The 22,289-nt window shown below is 70.9% G+C and carries 18 protein-coding genes; 11 read left to right on the forward strand and 7 right to left on the reverse strand.

The features are described 5' to 3' along the window. Positions 1–3 precede the first annotated feature (3 nt). From ACWD3C_RS03320 to ACWD3C_RS03355, 8 genes are all read left to right on the forward strand, one after another. Complete coding sequence (locus ACWD3C_RS03320; RefSeq protein ID WP_451139518.1) at positions 4–936, forward strand: ABC transporter permease; 933 nt, start codon at positions 4–6, stop codon at positions 934–936. Beyond that, positions 933–1,799: an ABC transporter permease gene (locus ACWD3C_RS03325; RefSeq protein ID WP_451139520.1), complete on the forward strand. Its 867-nt coding sequence runs from the start codon at positions 933–935 to the stop codon at positions 1,797–1,799. Before ACWD3C_RS03320 ends, ACWD3C_RS03325 begins: the two co-directional genes overlap by 4 nt. Next, positions 1,796–3,199, forward strand: a complete 1,404-nt coding sequence (locus tag ACWD3C_RS03330; protein ID WP_451139522.1) for an aminotransferase class III-fold pyridoxal phosphate-dependent enzyme — start codon at positions 1,796–1,798, stop codon at positions 3,197–3,199. Before ACWD3C_RS03325 ends, ACWD3C_RS03330 begins: the two co-directional genes overlap by 4 nt. Positions 3,200–3,270: 71 nt before the next feature. Continuing rightward, positions 3,271–4,224, forward strand: a complete 954-nt coding sequence (locus ACWD3C_RS03335) for a succinylglutamate desuccinylase/aspartoacylase family protein (RefSeq protein ID WP_451139524.1) — start codon at positions 3,271–3,273, stop codon at positions 4,222–4,224. Then, a complete protein-coding gene (locus ACWD3C_RS03340; RefSeq protein ID WP_451139526.1) occupies positions 4,221–5,681 on the forward strand; it encodes an aldehyde dehydrogenase family protein in 1,461 nt (486 codons plus the stop codon). Before ACWD3C_RS03335 ends, ACWD3C_RS03340 begins: the two co-directional genes overlap by 4 nt. Positions 5,682–5,694: 13 nt before the next feature. Continuing rightward, entirely contained in the window at positions 5,695–6,633 is a 939-nt protein-coding gene (locus ACWD3C_RS03345) for an aldo/keto reductase (protein WP_451139528.1), read from the forward strand. A 45-nt stretch (positions 6,634–6,678) separates the two neighbouring features. Beyond that, positions 6,679–7,344 (forward strand): haloacid dehalogenase type II, encoded by a 666-nt coding sequence (locus ACWD3C_RS03350; protein ID WP_451139530.1) that lies wholly within the window; start codon positions 6,679–6,681, stop codon positions 7,342–7,344. A gap of 32 nt (positions 7,345–7,376) precedes the next feature. Beyond that, complete coding sequence (locus ACWD3C_RS03355) at positions 7,377–8,660, forward strand: NAD(P)/FAD-dependent oxidoreductase (RefSeq protein ID WP_451139532.1); 1,284 nt, start codon at positions 7,377–7,379, stop codon at positions 8,658–8,660. A 99-nt stretch (positions 8,661–8,759) separates the two neighbouring features. Here ACWD3C_RS03355 and ACWD3C_RS03360 read toward each other — a convergent pair whose 3' ends face one another. Then, positions 8,760–9,920, reverse strand: coding sequence for a magnesium and cobalt transport protein CorA (locus ACWD3C_RS03360; RefSeq protein ID WP_451139534.1), 1,161 nt, complete (start codon positions 9,918–9,920; stop codon positions 8,760–8,762). 231 nt (positions 9,921–10,151) lie between these two features. Between ACWD3C_RS03360 and ACWD3C_RS03365 the strand changes: the two genes are divergently transcribed. Next, the gene (locus tag ACWD3C_RS03365) at positions 10,152–11,264 is read left to right on the forward strand and encodes a winged helix DNA-binding domain-containing protein (RefSeq protein WP_451139536.1); all 1,113 of its coding nucleotides are present in this window, start codon (positions 10,152–10,154) and stop codon (positions 11,262–11,264) included. Between the two features lie 16 nt (positions 11,265–11,280). Here ACWD3C_RS03365 and ACWD3C_RS03370 read toward each other — a convergent pair whose 3' ends face one another. The 6 genes from ACWD3C_RS03370 to ACWD3C_RS03395 all read right to left on the reverse strand — a co-directional run bounded on the left by ACWD3C_RS03370 (position 11,281) and on the right by ACWD3C_RS03395 (position 18,631). Continuing rightward, the gene (locus ACWD3C_RS03370) at positions 11,281–11,928 is read right to left on the reverse strand and encodes a LysE family translocator (RefSeq protein WP_451139538.1); all 648 of its coding nucleotides are present in this window, start codon (positions 11,926–11,928) and stop codon (positions 11,281–11,283) included. A gap of 213 nt (positions 11,929–12,141) precedes the next feature. Continuing rightward, on the reverse strand, positions 12,142–12,939 hold the full coding sequence (locus tag ACWD3C_RS03375) for a S1 family serine peptidase (RefSeq protein ID WP_451139540.1): 798 nt from the start codon (positions 12,937–12,939) through the stop codon (positions 12,142–12,144). Between the two features lie 243 nt (positions 12,940–13,182). Beyond that, positions 13,183–15,993 carry a helix-turn-helix transcriptional regulator gene (locus tag ACWD3C_RS03380; RefSeq protein WP_451139542.1) on the reverse strand — a complete coding sequence of 937 codons (2,811 nt, stop codon included), beginning with the start codon at positions 15,991–15,993 and terminating at the stop codon, positions 13,183–13,185. Further along, positions 15,911–16,468 (reverse strand): hypothetical protein, encoded by a 558-nt coding sequence (locus ACWD3C_RS03385; RefSeq protein WP_451139544.1) that lies wholly within the window; start codon positions 16,466–16,468, stop codon positions 15,911–15,913. The genes ACWD3C_RS03380 and ACWD3C_RS03385 overlap by 83 nt, the downstream gene beginning before the upstream one ends. After that, positions 16,405–17,352, reverse strand: a complete 948-nt coding sequence (locus ACWD3C_RS03390; protein ID WP_451139546.1) for an SUKH-4 family immunity protein — start codon at positions 17,350–17,352, stop codon at positions 16,405–16,407. Before ACWD3C_RS03390 ends, ACWD3C_RS03385 begins: the two co-directional genes overlap by 64 nt. A gap of 445 nt (positions 17,353–17,797) precedes the next feature. Then, a complete protein-coding gene (locus ACWD3C_RS03395; protein ID WP_451139548.1) occupies positions 17,798–18,631 on the reverse strand; it encodes a helix-turn-helix transcriptional regulator in 834 nt (277 codons plus the stop codon). Between the two features lie 141 nt (positions 18,632–18,772). Here ACWD3C_RS03395 and ACWD3C_RS03400 point away from each other — a divergent pair, with 141 nt between their 5' ends. After that, positions 18,773–20,452, forward strand: coding sequence for an AMP-binding protein (locus ACWD3C_RS03400; protein WP_451139550.1), 1,680 nt, complete (start codon positions 18,773–18,775; stop codon positions 20,450–20,452). Between the two features lie 26 nt (positions 20,453–20,478). After that, positions 20,479–22,110: an AMP-binding protein gene (locus ACWD3C_RS03405; protein WP_451139623.1), complete on the forward strand. Its 1,632-nt coding sequence runs from the start codon at positions 20,479–20,481 to the stop codon at positions 22,108–22,110. Positions 22,111–22,289: the final 179 nt, after the last annotated feature.

A 22,289-nucleotide genomic window follows, 5' to 3' on the forward strand; every position in this document is an offset into this window, starting at 1 on the left:
GCCATGGCCGGAACCGTACTGGCGCCGAACCCGGCGCCCGCCACCGCACCCCCACCCGCACCACGGAAGAACCGGCTGCGCCGGATGCTGTCCGAGCGCCGTAGCCGCTTCGGGCTGTTCAACGCCGCGCCCGTCGTCGTCTACCTGCTGGTCCTGTTCATCTACCCGATCTTCAGCACCCTGCTCCTCAGCCTCAAGGGCGAGGAGGGCGGCTGGACGCTGCACTGGTACGCCGACGCGCTGCGCGGGGCCAACCTGGAGATCCTGCTCACCACCCTGCGGATCTCCGCGGAGACCTCGCTGCTCAGCCTGGTGGTCGGCTTCCTGCTGGCCGCCGCCGTCTCCCGGCTGAAACCTCTGTGGGCGGGGCTGGTGATGCTGGTCGTCATCGTCCCGCACTTCATCAGCGCACTGGTACGCACATACGGCTGGATCATCCTGCTCGGTGAGCACGGCGTGATCAACAACGCCCTGACGAGCATGCACGTCCCCGGCGCACCCTTTCAGTTGCTCTACAACGAGATCGGGGTCGTCATCGGCACCACCTCGGTGATGCTGCCCTACACCGTGCTGCTGCTGTACGCGGTGATGCGTGGCATCGACCGGCGGCTGCTCGCCGCCGCGGCCAGCATGGGCGCGGGACGGCTGACGATCTTCCGCCGGGTCTACCTCCCGATGGTCGCTCCCGGCCTGGTCAACGCGGGCATCCTCTGCTTCATCCTGTGCCTCGGCTACTACCTCACCCCCGCCCTCATGGGCGGCCCGAAGCAGACCATGGTCGCCTCGCTCATCAGCGAGCAGGTCATGAAGCAGAACCAGTGGAACGGCGCCGCCGCGCTGGGCATCATCCTCCTGCTGCTCACCTTCGCGGGCCTGCTTCTGCTGCGGCTGGCCAAAGCCGTCGGCGAGGCCGCACGGAATCGAGGTGTCTCATGATCGGGCTCCGCTCGACCCTGGCGGGGCGGATCACCCTCACCGTCCTCTCCACGCTGACCCTGCTGTTCCTCGCCCTGCCGATCATCCTCATCGTCGTCACCTCCTTCGGCAAGGACGCCTTCGGCGCCTTCCCGCCGGACTCCTGGACGCTGGGCTGGTACGAGCAGCTGTTCGCCGACGGCAGCAAGTGGCCGGCCGCGCTCTCCCTGAGCGCCCTGGTCGCCTCGCTGACCACCGTGTTCTCGCTCGTGCTGGGCATGACCGCGGCGACGGCGCTGGTCCGCAGCGACCTGCCACTGCGCACGGCCGTCTACGGACTCGTCCTGGCACCGCTCGTGATCCCCCAGGTCGTCATCGCCCTCGGACTGTTCCTCTTGTTCGAACCGGCGGCGATGCTCGGCAGCCCGATCGCCATCGCCCTCGGCCACACCGTGCTGGCCTCACCGATCGCCGTGATGATCCTCATGGCCACGCTGAAGGGCATCGACGAACGGCTGGAGGACGCGGCGGCCAGCATGGGCTCGAGCCGGCTCACCGTCGCCCGGCGTATCACCTTCCCGCTGGCGATGCCCGGCATGGTCGCTGCCGCGATCTTCTCCTTCATCACCAGCTTCGACGAGTTCTTCATCTCGCAGTTCCTGTCCTCCGTGGACACGGTGACCCTGCCGGTCCAGGTGTTCAACGTCCTCCAGTTCGACGTCGACCCGTCGGTGACCGCCGTCAGCGCGATCCTCATCGCGGTCGCCGTCGTGGCCCTCGCACTGGTCGGCGTGGTGCGCCGGCTCAGCGGCTCCGGCAAGCAGGACGGCCTGCTGCCGACGGACACCACCGTGGGCCTCCCCGCCGGAAGTGAGACCTCATGACCACCAGCACCAGCACCAGCGCCCGCATCCCGGCCGGTGAACTGTCCGCCTCCGCGGCCGGCCACCTGCTCCTGAACATGACACCCAACGGCTCGCTGGGCCCCGAGGGCGAGAACCTCTTCGTCGTCCAGCGCGGCGAGGGCCCGTACGTGGACGACGCGGACGGCCGACGCTACATCGACGGCCTGTCCGGCCTGTACTGCTGCCAGCTCGGCTACTCCTACGCCCCAGAGTTCGCCGAGGCCGCCGAACGGCAGCTGCGCGAGCTGTGCTTCAGCCCGCTGTGGTCCTCCTCCGCGCACCCGACGGCCATCGAACTCGCCGAACGGCTGTCCCGGATCGCCCCCGTGGACATCGAGCACACCTTCTTCTCCGGCGGCGGCGCCGAAGCCGTGGAGACCGCCTGGAAGATCGCCCGCAGGTACCACGCCCTGCGCGGCGAGGCGGGCCGCACCAAGGCCATCGCCCGGCGCGGCGCCTACCACGGCCTGACCATCGGCGCCCTGTCCCTCACCGACGACCCCGGCCTGAAGGAGCCGTACGGCCCCCCGGCCATCGACACCCGGTTCGTGTCCAACACCAACCGCTTCGGCCTCGCCCCCGAGTACGTCGACGACACCACCTTCACCGCCCGCCTGCTCTCCGAGCTGGAGGCCGCGATCCTGGCGGAGGGCCCGGAGACCGTCGCCATGCTCATCGCCGAGCCGGTGCAGAACCGCGGTGGCTGCATCACCCCGCCCGAGGGCTACTGGGCAGGGCTGCGGGCGCTGGCCGACCGCTACGGCCTCCTGCTCGTCGCCGACGAGGTGATCACCGCCTTCGGACGGCTCGGCGAATGGTTCGGCGGCGACCGCTACGGCGCCCGCCCGGACATCGTCACCGTCGCCAAGGGCATCACCGCCGGATACGCACCCATGGGGGCAACTCTGGTCAGCAATCGCGTTGTCGAGGTCATCAATCGGCCCGGCGCGGTCCTCAACCACGGCTACACCTTCGCCGGGCACCCGCTGAGCGCGGCCATCGCCCTGCGCAGCCTGGAGATCATGGAGCGGGACCGGATCCTGGAGAACGTCCGGGGCCTCCAGGGGCACCTCGCGGGGCGGATGGCGTCCCTCGCCGACCTGCCGATCGTCGGCGACGTCCGGGGAGCCGGATTCTTCTACGCCTGCGAACTCGTCGGCGACCTGGAGGGCGGCGGTTTCAGCGACACCGCGCGAGCGGCACTCGTCGGCGACCTGATCCCGCGCCGGCTGCGGGAGGCCGGGCTCCTGGCCCGTGTCTACAACCGCGCCGCCCCGCTGGTGCAGATCGCGCCTCCGCTGATCAGCGACCGCCAACTCCTCGACCGTATCGCCGACACCCTCGCGCAGACCCTCGCCGAGGCGTCCGCCCGCCTGTGATCCACCCGCCTGTGATCCACCCGCTGTACCCGCGACTCACGCATTTCGAATATTCCGAAAGGAACCACCCCATGTACTCCATCGGTCCGCTGACCGTCGCCCCCGGCGGGCGTGCCCAGGGCCTCATCCCGGTCGGCACCAGCACCTACGGCGTGGAACTCGGCATACCGCTGATCGTCGTCAACGGCACCCAGGACGGCCCGGTGCTGTGCGTGGACGCGGGCGTGCACGGCGACGAGTACGACGGCCAGGAGGCCATCCGCCGCGTCCTCGCCGAGACCGACCCAGCCACGCTGCGCGGCACCCTCGTCGGCATCCCCTGCATGAACACCCCCGCTTTCGAGGCGGCAGCCCGCACGAGCGGTCTGGACTATCTGAACCTCAACCGCATCTTCCCGGGTGACGCGGACGGCTCGTACTCCCTGCGCCTGGCCGCGACCTTCGTCGAGCAGGTCGTCCCCGCCATCGACGCGCTCGTCGACCTGCACACCGGCGGCACCTTCGGCGAGATCGCCCCGCTGACCATCGTCCAGGGCGGCTACGAGGAGCTGGCCACCGGTATCGGTCTGGCCGCCGGTCATGAGCTGATCTGGAAGGGCGGCAAGTGGGGCGGCACGGTCCGTCACCCCACCCTCGCGGCGGGCAAGCCGGCCATCACCATCGAGGCGGGCGGCGGCACCTACCGGGACTCGAACGTCGAGCTCCACATCAACTCCATCCGCAACATCTTGCGGCAGCTCGGCATGACCGACGGTCCGGCCGAAGTACGCGACACGTACACGGCGGTCACCGGCACCTTCGCCCGCTCCGCCGCCGGCGGCTTCTTCCTCGGGCACGCCGAGCCGGGGGAGACCTGCAAGGAAGGCGACCTGATCGCCCACGTGGTCGACCACTACGGCAACACGCTGGAGGAGGTCCGCGCCCCGCAGGACGGCATCGTGCTCTGGGTACGCCGTCTCCGCACCGTCCGCCCCGGCGACGAGGTCGTCATCTTCGGCGAGGTGCAGGGAGAGGTCCGGCCATGACCGGCACATCGCAGGTGACAGAGCTGCTGATCGACGGCAAGCAGGTGCCCGCCGCCGACGGCCGTACCTTCACCGTCCTGGACCCGTCGAACGGGACGGCCGTCGCCCAGGTGGCCCTGGCCGGTCCGGCGGACGTGGACCGGGCGGTGGCCGCGGCGCGAGCGGCTTTCACCGCTCCCGAGTGGGCGCGGATGCGCGCCGCCGACCGGGGCCGTGTGCTGTATCGCATCGCGGAGGCGATCCGCTACCAGGGTGAGCGGCTGGCCCGGCTGGAGAGCCAGGACGTGGGCAAGCCGCTGAGCCAGGCCAAGGCCGACGTCGAGGCCGCCGCCCGCTACTTCGAGTTCTACGCGGGCGTCGCCGACAAGCTCGGCGGTTCCACCATCCCGCTCGGGCCCGGTCTGATCGACTACACCGTCCGCGAGCCGATCGGCGTGTCCGGCCAGATCATCCCGTTCAACTACCCGCTCCAGAACACCGCCAGGGGCTCCGCCCCGGCGCTGGCCGCAGGGTGCACGGTGGTGCTCAAGCCCTCCCCGGAGGCGCCGCTCACTCCGCTGGAGATCGGCAGGATCGCGCTGGAGTGCGGCCTTCCGCCCGGCGTCCTGAACGTCGTCCCGGGCGACGGCGAGACGGGCGCGGCCCTCGCCGGGCACCCCGGCATCGACCAGGTCACCTTCACCGGCTCGGTCCCCACAGGCATCAAGGTCGCCCAGGCCGCCGCCGCCAACGTCGTCCCCTCCGTGGTGGAACTCGGCGGCAAGTCCCCGGTGGTCGTCTTCGCCGACGCCGACCACGACCTGGCGCTCGCCGCCGTCGCGGGCTCGGCGTTCGGCAACGCGGGCCAGACCTGCTCGGCCGGCACCCGGCTGCTGCTCCAGCGGGGCGCGGAGGAGTTCCTGGAGAAGCTGGTCGCCCACGCCGCGTCGCTGCGACTCGGCCCCGGCCACGAGGACCCGGACGTCGGCCCGCTGGTCGCCGCCCGGCAGCGCGACCGGGTCCAGGGCTATCTGGACCTGGCGCGCGCAGAGGGCGCGACCGTCCGCACCGGCGGTGGAAGCCCCGCGGACCCGGCGCTCGCCGACGGCTACTACATCGAGCCGACCGTCCTGACCGGGCTCACCAACGAGGCCCGCTGTGCCCGTGAAGAGATCTTCGGTCCCGTCGTCACGGTCATCGACTTCGACGACGCGGACGAGGCTCTCGCCATCGCCAACGACAGCCCGTACGGCCTGGCCTCGTACGTCTGGACCCGCGACATCGACAAGGCGCTGAGCATGGCCGAAGGCATCAGGGCCGGCCAGGTCTACATCAATGCCACCGGCGTCGGCACCGGTGTCGAACTGCCCTTCGGCGGCTACAAGCACAGCGGCTGGGGCCGGGAGAAGGGCCTCGAAGCCCTGGCGAGCTACACGCAGACCAAGAACGTCTGCATCGGATTCGGAGACCGGTCATGACAGGAGTCCGCTCATGAGATACCGCACGCTCGGTGAACGCGGCCCGACCGTCTCCGTGGTCGGTGTGGGTGGCAACAACTTCGGCTCCCGCCTCGACGAGGACGGCACGAAAGCCGTCGTCCACGCCGCACTGGACGCCGGGATCACCCTGTTCGACACCGCCGACATGTACGGCGGGTTCGGCGAGTCGGGCGGCTCGCGCGGCGACGGCGAACGGCTGCTCGGCGCCGCGCTCAAGGGACACCGCGACGATGTCGTCCTCGCCACCAAGTTCGGCATGGAGATGGACCCGGACGCCGACCAGTACGGCCGGCGCGGTGCCCGCCCGTACATCCGGTACGCCGTGGAAAGCTCGCTGCGCCGCCTCGGCACCGACCGGATCGACCTGTACCAGTACCACGAGCCGGACGGCGTCACCCCGCTGGAGGACACCCTCGCCGCCCTCCGGGAACTCGTCGACGAGGGCAAGATCGGCCACATTGGCTGCTCCAACCTGCCCGCCGACGGACTTACGGACGCCTTCGTGTCCACCCAGGCCCGCTACCACCTGCTCGACCGCAGTGTGGAGGAGGACCTGATCCCGGCCTGTCTGCGCCACGGCCTCGGTCTGCTGCCGTACTACCCGCTGGCCAACGGCCTGCTCAGCGGCAAGTACCGGCGAGGCGAGCAGCCCCCGCCCGGCAGCCGGCTGTCCTGGCGGCAGGGCTGGCTGACCGACGCCGCTCTGGCCCGGGTCGAGGCGCTCACCGCGTACGGCGCCGAACGTGGCCTGACGCTCCTCCAGGTCGCCGTGGGCGGACTGGCCGCCCTGCCCGCCGTGGGCTCGGTCATCTGCGGCGCCATGACGCCCGAACAGGTCACCGCCAACGCGGCGGCGGCCGACTGGATCCCCGACACGGCCGACCTTGCCGCACTGGACACGATCGTCACCCCCGGCGAACACGTCGTCTGAGACCCCCAACTTTCTCAACAGCACCCAGAATCGAGGCTGAACACCATGCGAGAGATCGTCACCTTCGACGCCTACGGCACCCTGGTCGACTTCCAGCTCGGCCCCACCACCCTGAAGGTTCTCGCCGACCGGCTGGACCTGGACAACCTGGACGTCGACGAGTTCCTCGACGACTTCCGCGTCATGCGTTTCCAGGCCGTCCTGGAGGCCTACCGCCCCTACCACGAGGTCCTGCACTCCAGCCTGGAGATGGCCATGCGCCTGCACGGTCTGGAGTACCGGAAGTCCGACGGCGACGCCCTGGTCGAGGCCGTCCCCACCTTCGGCCCCTTCCCCGAGGTCCCGGAGGCGCTGCGCGCTCTGAAGACCAAGTACGAGATCGCCATCATCTCCAACACCGACGACGAGCTGATCGCGCGCAACGTCGCCAACATCGGCGTCGAGTTCGACCACGTCATCACCGCCCAGCAGGCGGGTGCGTACAAGCCGGACCGCCAGACCTTCGAGCACGCGTACAAGGCCATGGACGTCGACCCGTCCCAGGTCATCCACACCGCGCAGGGCTGGGAGTACGACCTCATCCCGACCCGCGATCTCGGCCTGAAGCGCCGCGTGTGGATCAACCGCTTCGGCCGCCCCGGCAGCGCCGACTACCAGCCGTACGACGAGCTGCCCGACCTGTCCGGCCTGCCGGCGCTGCTCGGCTGCTGAGGAACCCCTGGACGGATGTGAGGACGCACGCCATGAAGCAGATCCCCTACTGGCTCGACACCGCCCCGCCCCTGCCCGACCGGTCCGGAAAGGACCTGCCCGACGAGGCGGACGTGGTGGTCATCGGCGGCGGCCTCACCGGCCTGTCCACCGCCTACCACGCCGCCCGCAAGGGCGCCCGGGTCGTCCTCGTCGAGAAGGACAAGGTCGGCTCGGGCGCCTCGGGGCGCAACGGCAGCATGTGCACCCAGGGCCTCACCATCGGCGTCGCCGAGGCCCGCAGGCGCTACGGCCAGGAGCGCGCCCGCGAGCTGTACGACGCCTTCCGCGAGGCCGTCGATGTCGTCGAGGTACTGACGCGGAAGGAGCAGATCGACTGCGACTTCAACCGCTGCGGCCGCCTTGGCGTCGCCTACAAGCCCCAGCACTTCGAGGCGATGAGGGCCACTCAGCGCGACCTGGCCGAGAACTTCGGCCACGAGACCCAGCTCCTCACCCGGAGCGAGCTGAGGTCGGAGCTGGGCTCGGACTACTACCACGGCGCCCTGCTCGACCCGCTCAGCGCGGGCCTGCACGTGGGCAAGTACGTCCATGGCCTGGCCGAGGCCGCCGAACGCGCCGGCGCCGAGATCCATGAACGCAACGCGGCCACCGGCCTCACCCGCCTGCCGGCCGGTGGCTTCCTGGTGGAGACCCTGCACGGCACCGTCCGCGCCAAGCAGGTCATGGCGGCCACCGACGCCTACACCGACAAGGCGATGCCGTGGTTCCGCAAGCGGCTGATCAACGTCGGCAGCTTCATCATCGTCACCGAGCCGCTCGGTGAGGCGCGCGCCAAGGAACTGATCCCGAACGCCCGCCTGGTGGTCGACTCCAAGAACATCGGCCACTACGTCCGGCTCACCCCCGACCACCGGCTCGCCTTCGGCGGCCGGGCCCGCTTCGCCCCCTCCAACCCCGCCTCCGACATCAAGAGCGGAGACATCCTGAAGCGGGAGATGACGGAGATCTTCCCGCGACTCGCCGACGTCCGGATCGACTACGTCTGGGGCGGCATGGTCGGCTTCTCCTGGGACCGCCTCCCGCACGCAGGCGAGGCGAACGGCCTGTACTACTCCATGGGCTACTGCGGCCACGGCGTCCAGATGGCCACCTACATGGGCCGAGCGGTAGCCGACATGATGGACGGCAAGCCGGAGGCCAACCCCCTGCGCGACCTCGGCTTCCCCAAGGTCCCCGTCCCCTTCTACAACGGCACCGCCTGGTTCCTGCCGTTCGGCGGCGCCTACTACAAGGCCAAGGACCGACTGCGCTGAGACGGTACTCGTAGCACCTCGGCACTTCCGGGGTGCTACGACCGGATCATCGTGGAAGGCCCCGGCGTCATCCTCCTCTCGACTCCTGGCGCCGATTGCTCAGAGCCAGTCCCGCCGCTTGAAGATGACGTACAAACTGATGCATACGACCGCCATCAGGGCGATGGCGAAGGGGTACCCGAAGCTCCAGCTCAGCTCCGGCATGTCGTCGAAGTTCATGCCGTAGATCGTCCCGACCAGCGTCGGAGCGAACAGGATCGCCGCCCACGCCGAGATCTTCTTGATCTCCTCGTTCTGCTCGAACCCCGCCTCCGCCAACGCCCGCATCTCCGCGTTCTGTTGCTGGGTGACCAGCGTGGCGTTCACCGTGAGGATGTCGGTGAGGGCCTGGCGGAAGCCGTCGACGCGTTCGCTGGTGTGGGTGACGTGGTCGGCGACGTCCCTCAAGTACCGCTGGAGTTCCTCGTCCGTGCCGTACTTGGCGAAGCCGGCCATCAGGCCGTGCAGCATGCCGACGAGTGGGCGGGCGGCGCGCTGGAACTCGACCATTTCGCGGGAGAGTTCGTAGATGCGGCGGGAGACCCAGGGGTCGCCGCCGAAGACCTCGGTCTCGATCTCGTCGATGTCGTTCTGGACGCCGGCGACGACCGGGGTGTAGCCGTCCACGACCGCGTCGAGGATGGCGTAGAGAACCGCTTCGGGGCCGAGTTTCAGCAGCTCCGGGGTCTCCTCCATGCGGCGGCGCACCGCCGAGAGATCCGGGGCGGCGCCATGGCGGACCGTGATCACGAAGTCGGGGCCCACGAAGACGTGCAGCTCGCCGAAGTCGACCTCCTCGGGGGCGTCGAGGTAGCGGGCTGCGCGCAGGACGACGAAGAGGGTGTCGCCGTAGCGCTCCAGCTTCGGACGCTGGTGGGCCTCCATGGCGTCCTCGACCGCGAGCGGGTGGAGGTCGAACTCGGCGGCGAGGGAGAGCAGTTCACCCTCCGTCGGGCGGGCCAGGCCGATCCACGCCATGCCGCCCGCCCGGTCGCGCAGTTCGCGGAAGGTGTCCGCGAGCGAGGCGGGGGAGGAGATACGGACGCCGTCCCGGTAGAGGGCCGACTGGACCACGCTGCGCGGCTCCGTCGGTTTCGGCTCCGCCGCATCCTCGCGGGGTGGCGCGGGTCGCGCGGCCGGCGCCGTCGGAGGGGTCAGGGCGCGGCGCCAGGCGGACTTCCTGCCGCTCTTCGAGGCTTGGCGGGCGCGTCGTTCGGCCATCGCGGCTGCCTCCCGGGTCGTACCGTCTCGTTCCGTCGCGGTCGTTCCGCTGCGGTCGTTCCGTCGCGGGCTCTCGATCCGTGTCGTCCCGTGTTGTCCCGTGTCGTCCATACACCAGTGTGATCACGGAGCAGGATATACGGGGCAAACGTCGTGAGCGTGCGAAGGGTGCCCGGACGCGGTGAGCCTTGCGGACAGTACGTGTCCGCAAGGGACGCTAGCGTGCGCGGCATGACGAAGACGACGGCCACCTCGAACACGGCACCCGTGCTCGGCACCCGCGCCCTCAACCGTGCCACCCTCGACCGGCAGCTGCTGCTGCGGCGCTCGCCGCTGTCGGCGAAGGCCGCCGTGGAGCACCTCGTCGGCCTCCAGGCCCAGGAGGTGAAGCCCCCTTACTACGCGCTCGCCGCACGCCTCGACGGCTTCACCCCCAAGGAGCTGTCCGGCCTGCTGTCCGGGCGCGAGGCCGTGCGCATCGTCACCATGCGCTCGACGATCCATCTGCACACCGTCGACGACTGCCTCACCCTGCGGCCGCTCGTGCAGCCCGCCCGGGAACGCGAACTCACCCTTTTCCGCAAGGGACTCGGCGGCGTCGACCTGGACCGGCTCGCCGCGCTCGCCCGCGAGCTGGTCGAGACCGAGCCGCGCACCATGAGGCAGCTGCGCGAGGCCCTGCACGCCGAGTGGCCGGACGCCGACCCGCAGTCCCTGGCTGTCGCCGCCCGCTGCACGCTCCCCCTCGTCCAGGTCACCCCGCGCGGTCTGTGGGGCCGAAGCGCCCAGGTGTCCCTGACCACCGCCGAACACTGGCTGGGCCGCCAGGCCGAGCCCGCCGTCGCCCCGGACACCGCGGTGCTGCGCTACCTGGCCGCCTTCGGCCCCGCCTCCGTGAAGGATATGCAGACCTGGTGCGGCCTGACCCGGATGCGCACCGTCTTCGAACGGCTCCGCCCCCGACTGGTCACCTTCCGGGACGAGAACGGCGTCGAGCTCTTCGACCTCCCGGACGCCCCGCGCCCCGATCCGGAGACCCCGGCGCCGCCCCGCTTCCTCCCCGAGTTCGACAACCTGCTGCTGTCCCACGCCGATCGCACCCGCGTGGTGCCCCCGGCGAACAGGGGCCGCACCTGGCAGGTGAACACGGTCTACTGCCCACTTCTCGTCGACGGTTTCCTCGCCGGGGTGTGGCGGCTGATGGACGGCGCACTCGTCATCGAGCCGTTCGGCAGGCTCACCAAGGCGCAGCGCGGCGAGGTGACCGCCGAGGCGGAGCGGATGCTGTCGGTGATGCACCCGGAGTCGTCGTACGACATCCGCTTCGGGACCGTGATCCCGTAACCGACCCTAGTCCGCCCTAGTCCGCCCGCCCCGTCATCGCCACCGTCAGCCCCAGCCCGATCATCGTGAAGCCGCCCGCGCCGCCGATCAGCGACAGCCGGCGGTCCGAGCGGGCGAACCAGGTGCGGGCGGCGGACGCGGTCAGCCCCCACAGCGTGTCCGTGATCAGGCCGATGGAGATCGGTACCAGGCCCAGCACCAGCATCTGCAGCGGCACATGACCCGCGGCGTGATCCACGAACTGCGGCAGTACGGCGGCGAAGAAGACGATGCCCTTCGGGTTGGTGACGCCGACGAGCGCGCCGTCGAGGACGGTCCGGGGACTGCCGTGCGCGGGGGCCGCGCGACCCGTCTCGATCGCCGAGGCCTTCATCTCGCGACGGTGCCGGAATGCCTGGACGCCGAGGAGGACGAGATAGGCCGCACCCGCGAGCTTCACCGCCGTGAAGACCAGCACCGAGCGCTCGACCAGCGAACCGATGCCGAACGCGACCGCCACGACCAGCAGATACGAACCGACCACATTGCCCAGCGCGGTCGCCACGGCGGTGCGCCGGCCGTGGGCGAGGGCCCGGCCGATGACGAACAGCACGCTGGGGCCCGGGATCAGGACCACCAGCAGCGACATCGCGGCGAAGGCCAGCAGACGGTCATCGGACACCATGCCCATCACCCCCATCGGAGGAGGCCATTCAAGCAGGCGGCCATTCAAGCAGGCGGCCCGCACGCCGGGAACTGTGGGAATCCGGGGGAATACGGGGAATGCGGAGGGAATGGAGAGGGGGCGCTGCGGACCGCTCGTGGCAGGTCCGCAACGCCCCCTGGCAGTCACCTGAGGGGGTGCCTCAGGAGTCCGTGGGTGTCGTGCCTTCGACCGCTACGACGCGATCTGCGCGGCCACGGTGTTCGAGAAGGTCGTCAGGCGGGTGTAGACGCCGGGGTACCGGGCGTCGGCGCAGCCATAGCCCCAGGAGGTGATGCCGGCCAGGACGCCGTTGACCATCAGCGGACCGCCGCTGTCGCCCTGGCAGGTGTCCACGCCGCCGGAGGTGTAGCCGGCGCACACCATGGAGCTCGCGATGTACTCGGAGCCGTAGGAGCGGGAGCTGCCGCAGGACGCGTCGGAGACGATCGGCACGGTCGCGGTGCGCAGTTGGTTGGAGGAGGAGCCGCCGGAGGAGGTGGTGCCCCAGCCGAGGATGCGGGCGGTGGTGCCGGCCGCGTATACACCGGTCTGCGAGGCGGTGACATACGGAGCCGTGGTGTACGGCATCGACGTCGACAGGGTCAGCACGGCCACGTCGCTGCTCATGGTGGAGCTGTTGTAGCTCGGGTGTATCCAGATGCGGCTGACCTGGCTGACGGTGCCGTTGGTGCCGTTGCGGAAGGTGCGGCCGCCCACGACACGGGTGTTGCCGGTGCTTCTGCCGACCATGCAGTGGGCGGCGGTGACGACCTTGTTGGCCGCGACGAGGGTGCCGCCGCAGAACTGGCTCTGCGAGGCGTTGGTGATCTGCATGACGTACGGGTACGCGCTCGCGGTGGTCGTCGAACCGCCGACGATGGGCTGAGGAGCGGCGACGGCGGAGGGTGCGCCGAGCAGTGCGGCCGCGGCGGCGGCAGCGGTCGCCGCGGCCGCGACGACGGTCGTCTTGGCGCGGTTGAAACCGAACAAGGGGGTCTCCTTCGTGGGGGGCTTGCCGGTGGGGGACGCGCGGGTGGGGGGAGGTGCACGGGACCGTTGGGGCGGCCCCGTGTGCCCGGGCGAGCGGCACGCCTTCACGCTAGGAGTCGGAACGATCAGCCCCCAATTGGGGAACTCCCTAAGAGGGTTGGGGAGGGAATACCCTCGATGACCTCATGGGGGGTTTGACCGTAGGCTGGTTCCCCGGGGACGGCCCGAGTGTCCCCGGGGAGGTCAGTTCGTACGGTGTCCCGCCGCCAGCCGCACGATGTCCACCCGCGACCGGATCCCCAGCTTCCGGTAGACCCGCGTGAGGGTGGCCTCGACCGTCTTGACGCTGATGTACAGGCGCCCGGCGATCTCGCGGTTGGTCGCGCCCTCCATGACGAGTTCGGCGACCTGGCGCTCCGTCGCCGCGAGGACGGCGAGCGCGGCCGGTGCCGCCGCGACGACGGGCTGCTGCGGTGCCGGGGCGACGGCTGCCTGCTCGACCTGCTTGAGCCAGGGCAGGGCCCGGCAGCGCCGGAACAGGCGCGTCGCCTCGTCGTACGACGTCGCTCCGGGCCGGTGTGCGCGCAGCCCGGCCTGGGCGTAGGCGGCCCGCGCCTCCTCCAGGCCGTAGCCCAGCTTGGCCAGCCGGTCCTGCACGGACGTCAACTGCCGTACGGTGGCCTCCCGTTCACCCCGGGCCGCCCGCACCAGCGCCTCGGCCCGGTCGAGGACCGCGAGCACGCTCTCGCGGCCCAGCCGCAGGGCGCGCTCCCGCGTGGCGTCGATGACGTCCTGCGCCTCCGTGAGCTCGCCGACGCGCACCAGCGCTTCCGCGAGGTCGCCGTGCCAGCGCCCGCGCGCCGGATCGGTGACCCCGAGACTCTCCTCCAACTCCCGTACGCGCCGGAGCGACCCGACCGTTCCAGGCGCGTCCCCGGCCACCAGCTGGGCGTACCCGAGGGCGCCCAGGGCGCGGGAGAGGTACATCAGGTCGCCGTCCTCCTCGGCGTGCTCCACCGCCTCCCGGGCCAGCGCGAGCGCCCGGTCCACATCGCCGCCGGAGGCCTCCGCGAGCGAGGTCAGCATGGCGGAGCCCACCTCGCCGATCCCGCTGTCCCGGGCGAGGCGCAGGCTCTCCCGGGACAGGTCGAGCGCACGGCCGCAATGCCCGGAACGCAGCTCGGTCTCGGCGAGGCTGCGCAGGAAGTGCACCTCGCTCTCGACCATCCCGCGCCGGCGCACCTCGCGCAGCAGCGCGGTGATCGTCGACCGGGCCTCGGCGAGCTGGTCGCTCATGATCAGCCAGCGGAAGCGGGTGTATCCGGCGCCGTTGTGATGGCACGCCAGCTGGGGGTCCTGCGGCTCCTTCAGCGCCCGCTTGATGGTCGCGGGCGCGTCCGGGTGCCCCATCAGGGTCTCGGCCTGCGCCTGGAAGGACAGCGCCAAAAGTTCGGTGCGCCGGTCGGCGGCCCGGGCGGCCAACCGCGCGGCGTGCGCGGCCTCCTCGCGGCCCACGGCGAAGTCGCCCTCCACCATCAGCCCCCGCCAGGCGAGCTGATAGTGGACCAGGCCCAGCAGCCGGGGGTCGTCGCCCGCGTCCTCCAGCGCCTGCGGGTAGACGGAGTCGACCTCGGTCAGGGCGTGCCCGGCCGATTCGATCACCACCATCCAGGCCCGCACCCGGTCGGCCGGCTCGGTGACCCGGCCCAGCACCTCGCGGGCGATGTCCCGTGCGAGGTCCGTCTCCCCGGCGGTCATGGAGTCCTCGGCCGCCTGCAGCCGCCGGTCGTCCGGTCCCGGCACGGCCTCCGCCGGGGTGTGCCGGGCCGCGAGCAGCCCCAGCTCGGCGGCGACCGAGGGCGCGCCCCGGTCCCGGGCCACGGCCGCCGCCTCGCCCAGCCGTTCGGCGACCCGCGGGTCCGTGCCGGTCGTGGCCAGCGCCAGATGCCGAGCCCGCTCGATGGGGTCGGAGGCCGCCGTGGACAGCGCGGCATGGGCGGCGCGCCGCTCCTGGGGGTCGGCCTCCGCGTACAGCGCGGCCGACACCAGCGGATGCGCGAACCGTACGCCCGGACCCTCCCGCTCCGGTGCGAGCAGCCCGAGCGCGGCGGCCTGCGCGGTCTCCGCCTCGGCGTTCTCGCGGCCCGCCGCGTGCAGCAGCGCCAGCGTGGGCCGCGCGCCGGCGCTCACCACGAGCAGGGTGCGGCGGGCCTCCGCCGACAGCATCTCCAGCCTGCTGAGGACCAGTGCCCGCAGCGAGGTCGGCACGGGCAGGGGCTCCCCGGGACTCGGCGGGACCGGGTTCTCGGCCAGGGCGCGGCCCAGCTCCAGCGCGAACAGCGGGTTGCCGCCGCTGGTGCGGTGGATGTCCCGCACGGTCGTACGGGGCAGGCCCGTGTAGCCGCGGTGCCCGAGGAGCTCGGCCACGTGAGCCTTGGACAGCGGGTTGACGCGCACGGTCAGCATGTCCGGGGGCAACGCGCGTAGATGCCGGTCCTCCTGGCCTTGCGACTCCCGATCCGTGCGTACGGCGCAGAGCATGCGGACCGGCATCTCGCCGAGCCGGCGGGCGGCGAACCCGAGCAGCTCGGTGCTCGCCGGGTCCAGCCACTGCAGGTCGTCGGCGACGATGAGCACGGGCCCCTTGGCGGCCAGCGCCCGCAGGGTCGACAGCACGGCGAGGCGGAGGGCGAGGCCGTCGCGCTGGAGGGTGGACTCGCCGCGGCCGGTGAGTGCCGATTCCAGCGCGGTGCGCTGCGGGGTGGGCAACTGGTCGGACACCTCGTCCACGACGAGGCCGAGCAGGTCGGCCAGCGCGAGGAACGGCAGGTGCGATTCGGACTCGGTGGCCGAGCATCGCAGCACGGTATGTGCCGTTTCGCCGCATTCTGCGGCCAATGCACGGATAAGGGTGGACTTTCCGATTCCTGCGGGACCGTGCACGAGCACACTCCCGCCACGGGAGAGCTGTTCACGCGCCCCCGCGAGCAGTTCCTCCCGGCCGATGACCAGGTCGGGGCGGGGTCTGCCAGGCTCTGTGAAGTCCCGTCGCACGGGCCACCGCTCCCCTCGAGTGTCGTGTTCGGGCCAATATTAGGCAACGACTCATTGAATTTCGGAACGGTGTCGTGGTGAGGGAAATAACAGAGCCGTCGGCATGGGGAAATTCACTCGGGTTCCGTGTGAATGGAGGGTGAACTTCTCGACCGCCGACCGCCGACCGCCGTGGACCACTGTGAACTGCCGTGTGTCGGCCGTCACAGCGCACCACCCGCCTCGTCACGTCATGGACACCTCCGGCCAGTAGCGGTAGTCGTCGGGGCTCGTCGATGGGGTGGCAGGCGACCGGGGCGACGGAGGCCAGGACGGTGATCATGGTGTCGGCGAGTTGGTGGTGGAAGCCGTCGGTCAGGTCATGCTCCTCGTTGATCCTCCCCTCGCGGCTGTGCGGCCACACCGTGAACGTCAGTGTGGAGACGTCGGCGTTCGGTGGAGTCGCCGCGTCGCCGTCGTACTCGGTGTGCGGCACCTCGCCCGTGCGGCCGTCGGGGCGAACCGGACCGTCTTCCCGGCGCCGACTCCTCCTCCGGCCGACTCCTCCTTCAGCAGCCGCCTCGGCAGAACGAGCCGCAGGTCCGGCGCTGGTCCGGCGGTCGGCGACGACGGGGGTATCAGCGCGGCGATGTGCCAGAGCGCCGGGGGTTCGTCGCCCCACTCGGTCGGGTCCTCGGCGGGGTCCCAGTCGCACCCGGCCCAGTCCTCCCCGGTGAAGGCGGACGTCAGCGGCGCGGAGGGCTCCTCGACCGGCTTGGTCCCGGTGTGTCCGGCGAGGTCGGCGAGTTCGGTGAACTCGCCCTTCAGGAAGTCGAGTTCGTCTGCGGGGGTGAGGAGGCGGGCGAGTGCTTCCAGTGACGGGGCGAGTGGGTAGAGCCTGGCGTACTGCGGTGAGTCGATCTCCAGGGCGAAGACTTGGCCCGTCGTTCCGTCGAGGACCACGTTCTGTGCCTCGGAGCCCTCGCGGAGCAGGTGGCCGACGGCGATGAGCCCTGCGACGGCCGGGGCGAGTTCCGTGGGGTCGTCCGTCGTGTCGAGCAGGTCCCGTGCGGGGATCAGCCGGGACTCGGTGAGCCGGTCGAACCGCATCAGATCGTGGTCGCCCGGTAGGCCGACGTCGGTCAACCAGTGTCGTGTCGGTTTGTGTGTGATGGCCGGAGGCAGTGCTTGCTCCGGTACGGTGATGATCGTTCCCGCCATGGTGTCCCCCGTGTGTGCCCGTGCCTGATCGTGGCGGATCTTCAACTGCGACCACAGTAGGGGCGACCACTGACAATGCCTCCAGCCGCGGCGGTGGCCCTTGTGGCGAGGGCGTCTCCTACCGATTTTGCTCGCCCCCGCCGCCCCTACCCGTCCCATCCCCGGGGCGCTGCCCCGGAGCCCCGTTGGGGCCTCCGCCCCCAGACCCCCGGGTGGGGGAGGGGGCGTGGGGGATGTGCGGGTGGGTGGGTGGGTTGTCGGCCTGGCGGCCTCGGGGGGGGGGGGCGGGCGGGGGGGGGGGGGGGGGGGCGGGGGGGGGGGGCCCCCCCCCCCCCCCCTGTCGGCCTGGCGGCCTCGTCCTCAAGCGCCGGACGGGCTGGTTGGGCCCGGCTCGGGCTGGAGGGACAGCCAGGGCTGGAGGACTAGCCAGCGCTGGAGGAGGACCAGCCACTGCTGGAGGACCGGCCAGTGCTCGATGGCCGGCCAGGGTTGGATGGCGGGCCAGGGTTGGATGGCCGGCCAGGGTTGGATGGCCGGCCAGGGTTGGACGGCCGACCAGGGCTGGAAAGTCGGCGAAGATCCATAGAGCGCCGTGAACCGCCCCCTACGGCAGCACCCCCACCCGGCGTGCCGCCACCACCGCCTCCAGGCGGGTGTGGGCCCCGAGCTTGCGCATGGCTGAGCGGAGGTAGGCCTTCACGGTCTCCGGGCGGAGCCCGAGGCGTTCGGCGGTGGCGATGTTGGTGGCGCCGGTGGCGACGCAGGCGAGGACGTCGACCTCGCGTGGGGTGAGGTCGACCTCATGTGCGTGCCCTTGCCCGGATGCTCCGGCCAGCCGTCCGCAGGCCTCCAGCAGTTCGGCGCGCAGTGCCGGGTCGAGGATTCTGGGGGCCAGGGCGCGGAGTGCGCCGTGGGCCTCGCGGACCTGTTCCCAGGCGGTGGTGGAGGCCGGCTCGGGTTCACGGGCCGCCAGCAGCAGGCTCCGGGCCTCGTCCTGGACGACGAGGGCCTGTTCCGCGTCGCGGGCGGCCTGCACGGCCGCGCCGAGCGTGCGGTCGCCCAGGGGCCGGGCCGTGCGCAGGGCGCCGTACAGGACGCCGCGTACCCGGCGTCGTACGACCACGGGCACGGCGAGGACCGACCGCAGCCCCTCGGCGGCGACGGCGGCGTCGTACTCGTGGCTGATCTGGCGCGAGGACGAGTAGTCGGTCACCGCGCACGGGCGGGCGAGGGCGACCGCCTTGCCGCCGAGGCCGTTGCCGGAGGAGACGGCGAGCGCCCTGAGGGAGTTGGTCGCCGTGCCGTTGAGTTCGCTGATGCGCAGGTGTGCGCGCCCGGTCTCCACCAGACCGCCGAAGGCGACCGGGAGCCCCGTCGCCCGCCGCAGCCGGGCCAGTGCGCCCCGCATCTCCACCGCTCCGCCCGTGTCTGCTGCCACGAATGCCACGAACCCGTCACCCGTCCCTTCGCCGCGGAACACCACCCTCGTTCGGGGGTAGCGAGACCCGCATACGCATTACACGATGGCAGGCAAGCGTCATGCAATTGTCCGGCAATTGTCCGGCAACGAGGAGGACACATGGCGGCGACAAGCAGCGCCACGGCACGGTTCCGGGAAGCCCGGGACTTCCTGCTGGCGCACCGCGAGGACTACGCCGCGGCCTACGAGGGCTTCAACTGGCCGCGCCCGGAGTACTTCAACTGGGCCCTCGACTGGTTCGACGCCGTCGCACAAGGAAACGACCGCACCGCCCTGCACATCGTCGAGGAGGACGGCACCGAGACCCGTGTCTCCTTCGCCGGGATGTCCGAACGCTCGGCCAGGGTCGCCAACTGGTTGCGTGCGCGGGGCGTCCGGGCCGACGACCGCATCCTCGTCATGCTCGGCAACCAGGTGGAGCTGTGGGAGACGGCTCTCGCCGCGATGAAGCTGCGCGCCGTCGTCATCCCCGCCACCCCGCTGCTCGGTGCGGCCGACCTGCGCGACCGCGTCGACCGCGGCCGGGTACGGCACGTCGTCGTCCGGGCCGAGGACACGGCCAAGTTCGCGGAGGTGCCCGGCGGTTACACCAGGACCGTGGTCGGGGGCGCGACGGACGGGTGGCAGTTGTACGAGGACGCGTACGCCGCCTCCGCCGACTTCGAGCCCGACGGCGTCACCAACGCCGACGACCCGCTGATGCTCTACTTCACCTCGGGCACCACCGCCCGCCCCAAGCTGGTCGAGCACACCCACACCTCGTACCCGGTCGGCCACTTGGCGACCATGTACTGGATCGGCCTCAAGCCCGGCGACGTCCACCTGAACATCTCCTCGCCCGGCTGGGCCAAGCACGCCTGGTCGAACCTCTTCGCGCCGTGGAACGCGGAGGCCACCGTCTTCATCCACAACTACACGCGCTTCGACGCGAGTCGGCTCATGGCGGAGATGGACCGCGTCGGCGTCACGACCTTCTGCGCCCCGCCCACCGTCTGGCGCATGCTCATCCAGGCCGACCTCACCCAGCTGCGCACCCCGCCCCGCGAGGCCGTCGCCGCCGGGGAGCCGCTCAACCCCGAGGTCATCGAACAGGTCCGCCGCGCATGGGGCGTCACCATCCGGGACGGCTTCGGCCAGACCGAGACGGCCGTACAGGTCTCCAACAGCCCCGGCCAGAAGCTGAAGACGGGGTCGATGGGACGACCCAGCCCCGGCTTCGAGGTCGTACTCCTCGACCCGGTGTCCGGTGTGCCGGGTGCGGAGGAGGGCGAGATCGCGCTCGACCTGTCCGTGCGTCCGGTGGGTGTGATGACCGGCTACCACGGCGACCCCGACCGCACGGCCGAGGCCATGGCGGGCGGCTACTACCGCACCGGCGACATCGGTTCGCGCGACGAAGACGGCTACATCACGTATGTGGGGCGGAGCGACGACGTCTTCAAGGCGAGTGACTACAAAGTGTCGCCCTTCGAGCTGGAGAGCGCCCTCCTGGAACACGAGGCCGTGGCCGAGGCCGCCGTCGTCCCGGCTCCGGACGAACTACGGCTCGCCGTCCCGAAGGCGTACGTCGTGCTGGCCCAGGGCTGGGAGCCCGGCCCGGACACCGCCAAGGTGCTCTTCGAGCACTCCCGCACGGTTCTGGCGCCGTACAAGCGCATCCGCCGCCTGGAGTTCGCCGAGCTGCCGAAGACCGTGTCCGGCAAGATCCGCCGGGTCGAGCTGCGCGAGGCCACGGCCGTGGGCTCGGCGGACGAGTACCGCGAGGAGGACCACCGATGACGGATCCTCTGACGACGGATGCATTGATGGTGGATTCACTGAGCGGCGCGCTGTCGTACACCCACGGGACGAGCACCACACCCCTCCTCGGCGACACCATCGGTGCCAACCTCGACCGGGCGATCGCCACGTACCCCGATCGTGACGCCCTCGTCGACGTGCCGTCCGGACGGCGTTGGACGTACGCCGAATTCGGCGCCGCCGTCGACGAGGTGGCGCTCGGGCTGCTCGCCAAGGGGGTGGTGAAGGGGGAGCGGGTCGGGATCTGGGCGGTCAACTGCCCGGAATGGGTGCTCGTGCAGTACGCCACCGCGCGGATCGGCGCGATCATGGTGAACATCAACCCGGCCTACCGTGCACACGAGCTGGAGTACGTGCTGAAGCAGGCAGGCATCTCGGTGCTCGTCGCCTCGCTCGCGCACAAGTCCAGCGAATACCGGGCCCTGGTGGGCCAAGTCCGGGGCAAGTGCCCGCAGTTGCGTGAGACGGTGTACATCGGCGACCCGTCCTGGGACGCCTTGACGGCGGGTGCGGCCTCGGTCCGGTACGAGCAACTGGCCGAGATCGGGGCCGGGTTGAGCTGTGATGACCCGGTCAACATCCAGTACACCTCGGGCACGACCGGCTTCCCGAAGGGCGCCACTCTCTCCCATCACAACATTCTCAACAACGGCTACTGGGTGGGCCGTACGGTCGGCTACACGGAGCAGGACCGAGTGTGCCTTCCCGTGCCCTTCTACCACTGCTTCGGCATGGTGATGGGCAACCTGGGCGCCACCTCGCACGGCGCGTGCATCGTGATCCCGGCGCCGTCCTTCGAACCGGCGGCCACACTGCGGGCCGTGCAGCAGGAGCGGTGCACGTCGCTGTACGGCGTACCGACCATGTTCATCGCGGAGTTGAACCTGCCCGACTTCGCCACGTACGACCTCTCCTCCCTGCGCACCGGCATCATGGCGGGCTCGCCCTGCCCGGTCGAGGTGATGAAACGGGTGGTCGCCGAGATGCACATGGCGCAGGTGTCGATCTGCTACGGCATGACCGAGACCTCCCCGGTCTCCCTCCAGACCCGGATGGACGACGACCTGGAACACCGCACCGGCACGGTCGGCCGCGTCCTCCCGCACATCGAGGCCAAGGTCGTCGACCCGGTGAGCGGAGTCACTCAACCACGGGGCACGGCAGGTGAGTTGTGCACCCGCGGCTACAGCGTGATGCTCGGCTACTGGGAGGAGCCGGAGAAGACCGCCGAGGCCGTCGACGCCGGGCGGTGGATGCACACCGGCGACCTGGCGGTCATGCGCGAGGACGGGTACGTCGAGATCGTCGGCCGTATCAAGGACATGATCATCCGGGGCGGCGAGAACATCTACCCGCGCGAGATCGAGGAGTTCCTGTACGCCCACCCGAAGATCGCCGACGTACAGGTGGTCGGGGTGCCGCACGAGCGGTACGGCGAGGAGGTCCTCGCCTGCGTCGTCCCGCGCGACGCGGCCGACCCGCTCACACTGGAGGAACTGCGCGGCTACTGCGAAGGCCGACTGGCCCACTACAAGGTCCCGAGCCGCCTCCAGATCCTCGGCTCCTTCCCCATGACCGTCTCCGGGAAGGTGCGCAAGATCGAGCTGCGGGAGCGGTACGCGGCCACGCCGCGCTGAGAGCCTGTGTCATATCCCCGGCCGGGCGCCCGCCGCCTGGCACGCACTCCCCCATTGCCTTAAGGGCGTGGGGGGACCCCCAGCCGCGTTGCCGAAAGGCCCTGGTAGCTCATCCCCCCGCGCGAACCGGCTTCGCTCGGCTCGCGCGGGGGCACCCCCATCGAGGACCTTCCGGCGCC

The organism is Streptomyces sp. NPDC002845 (assembly GCF_053591955.1).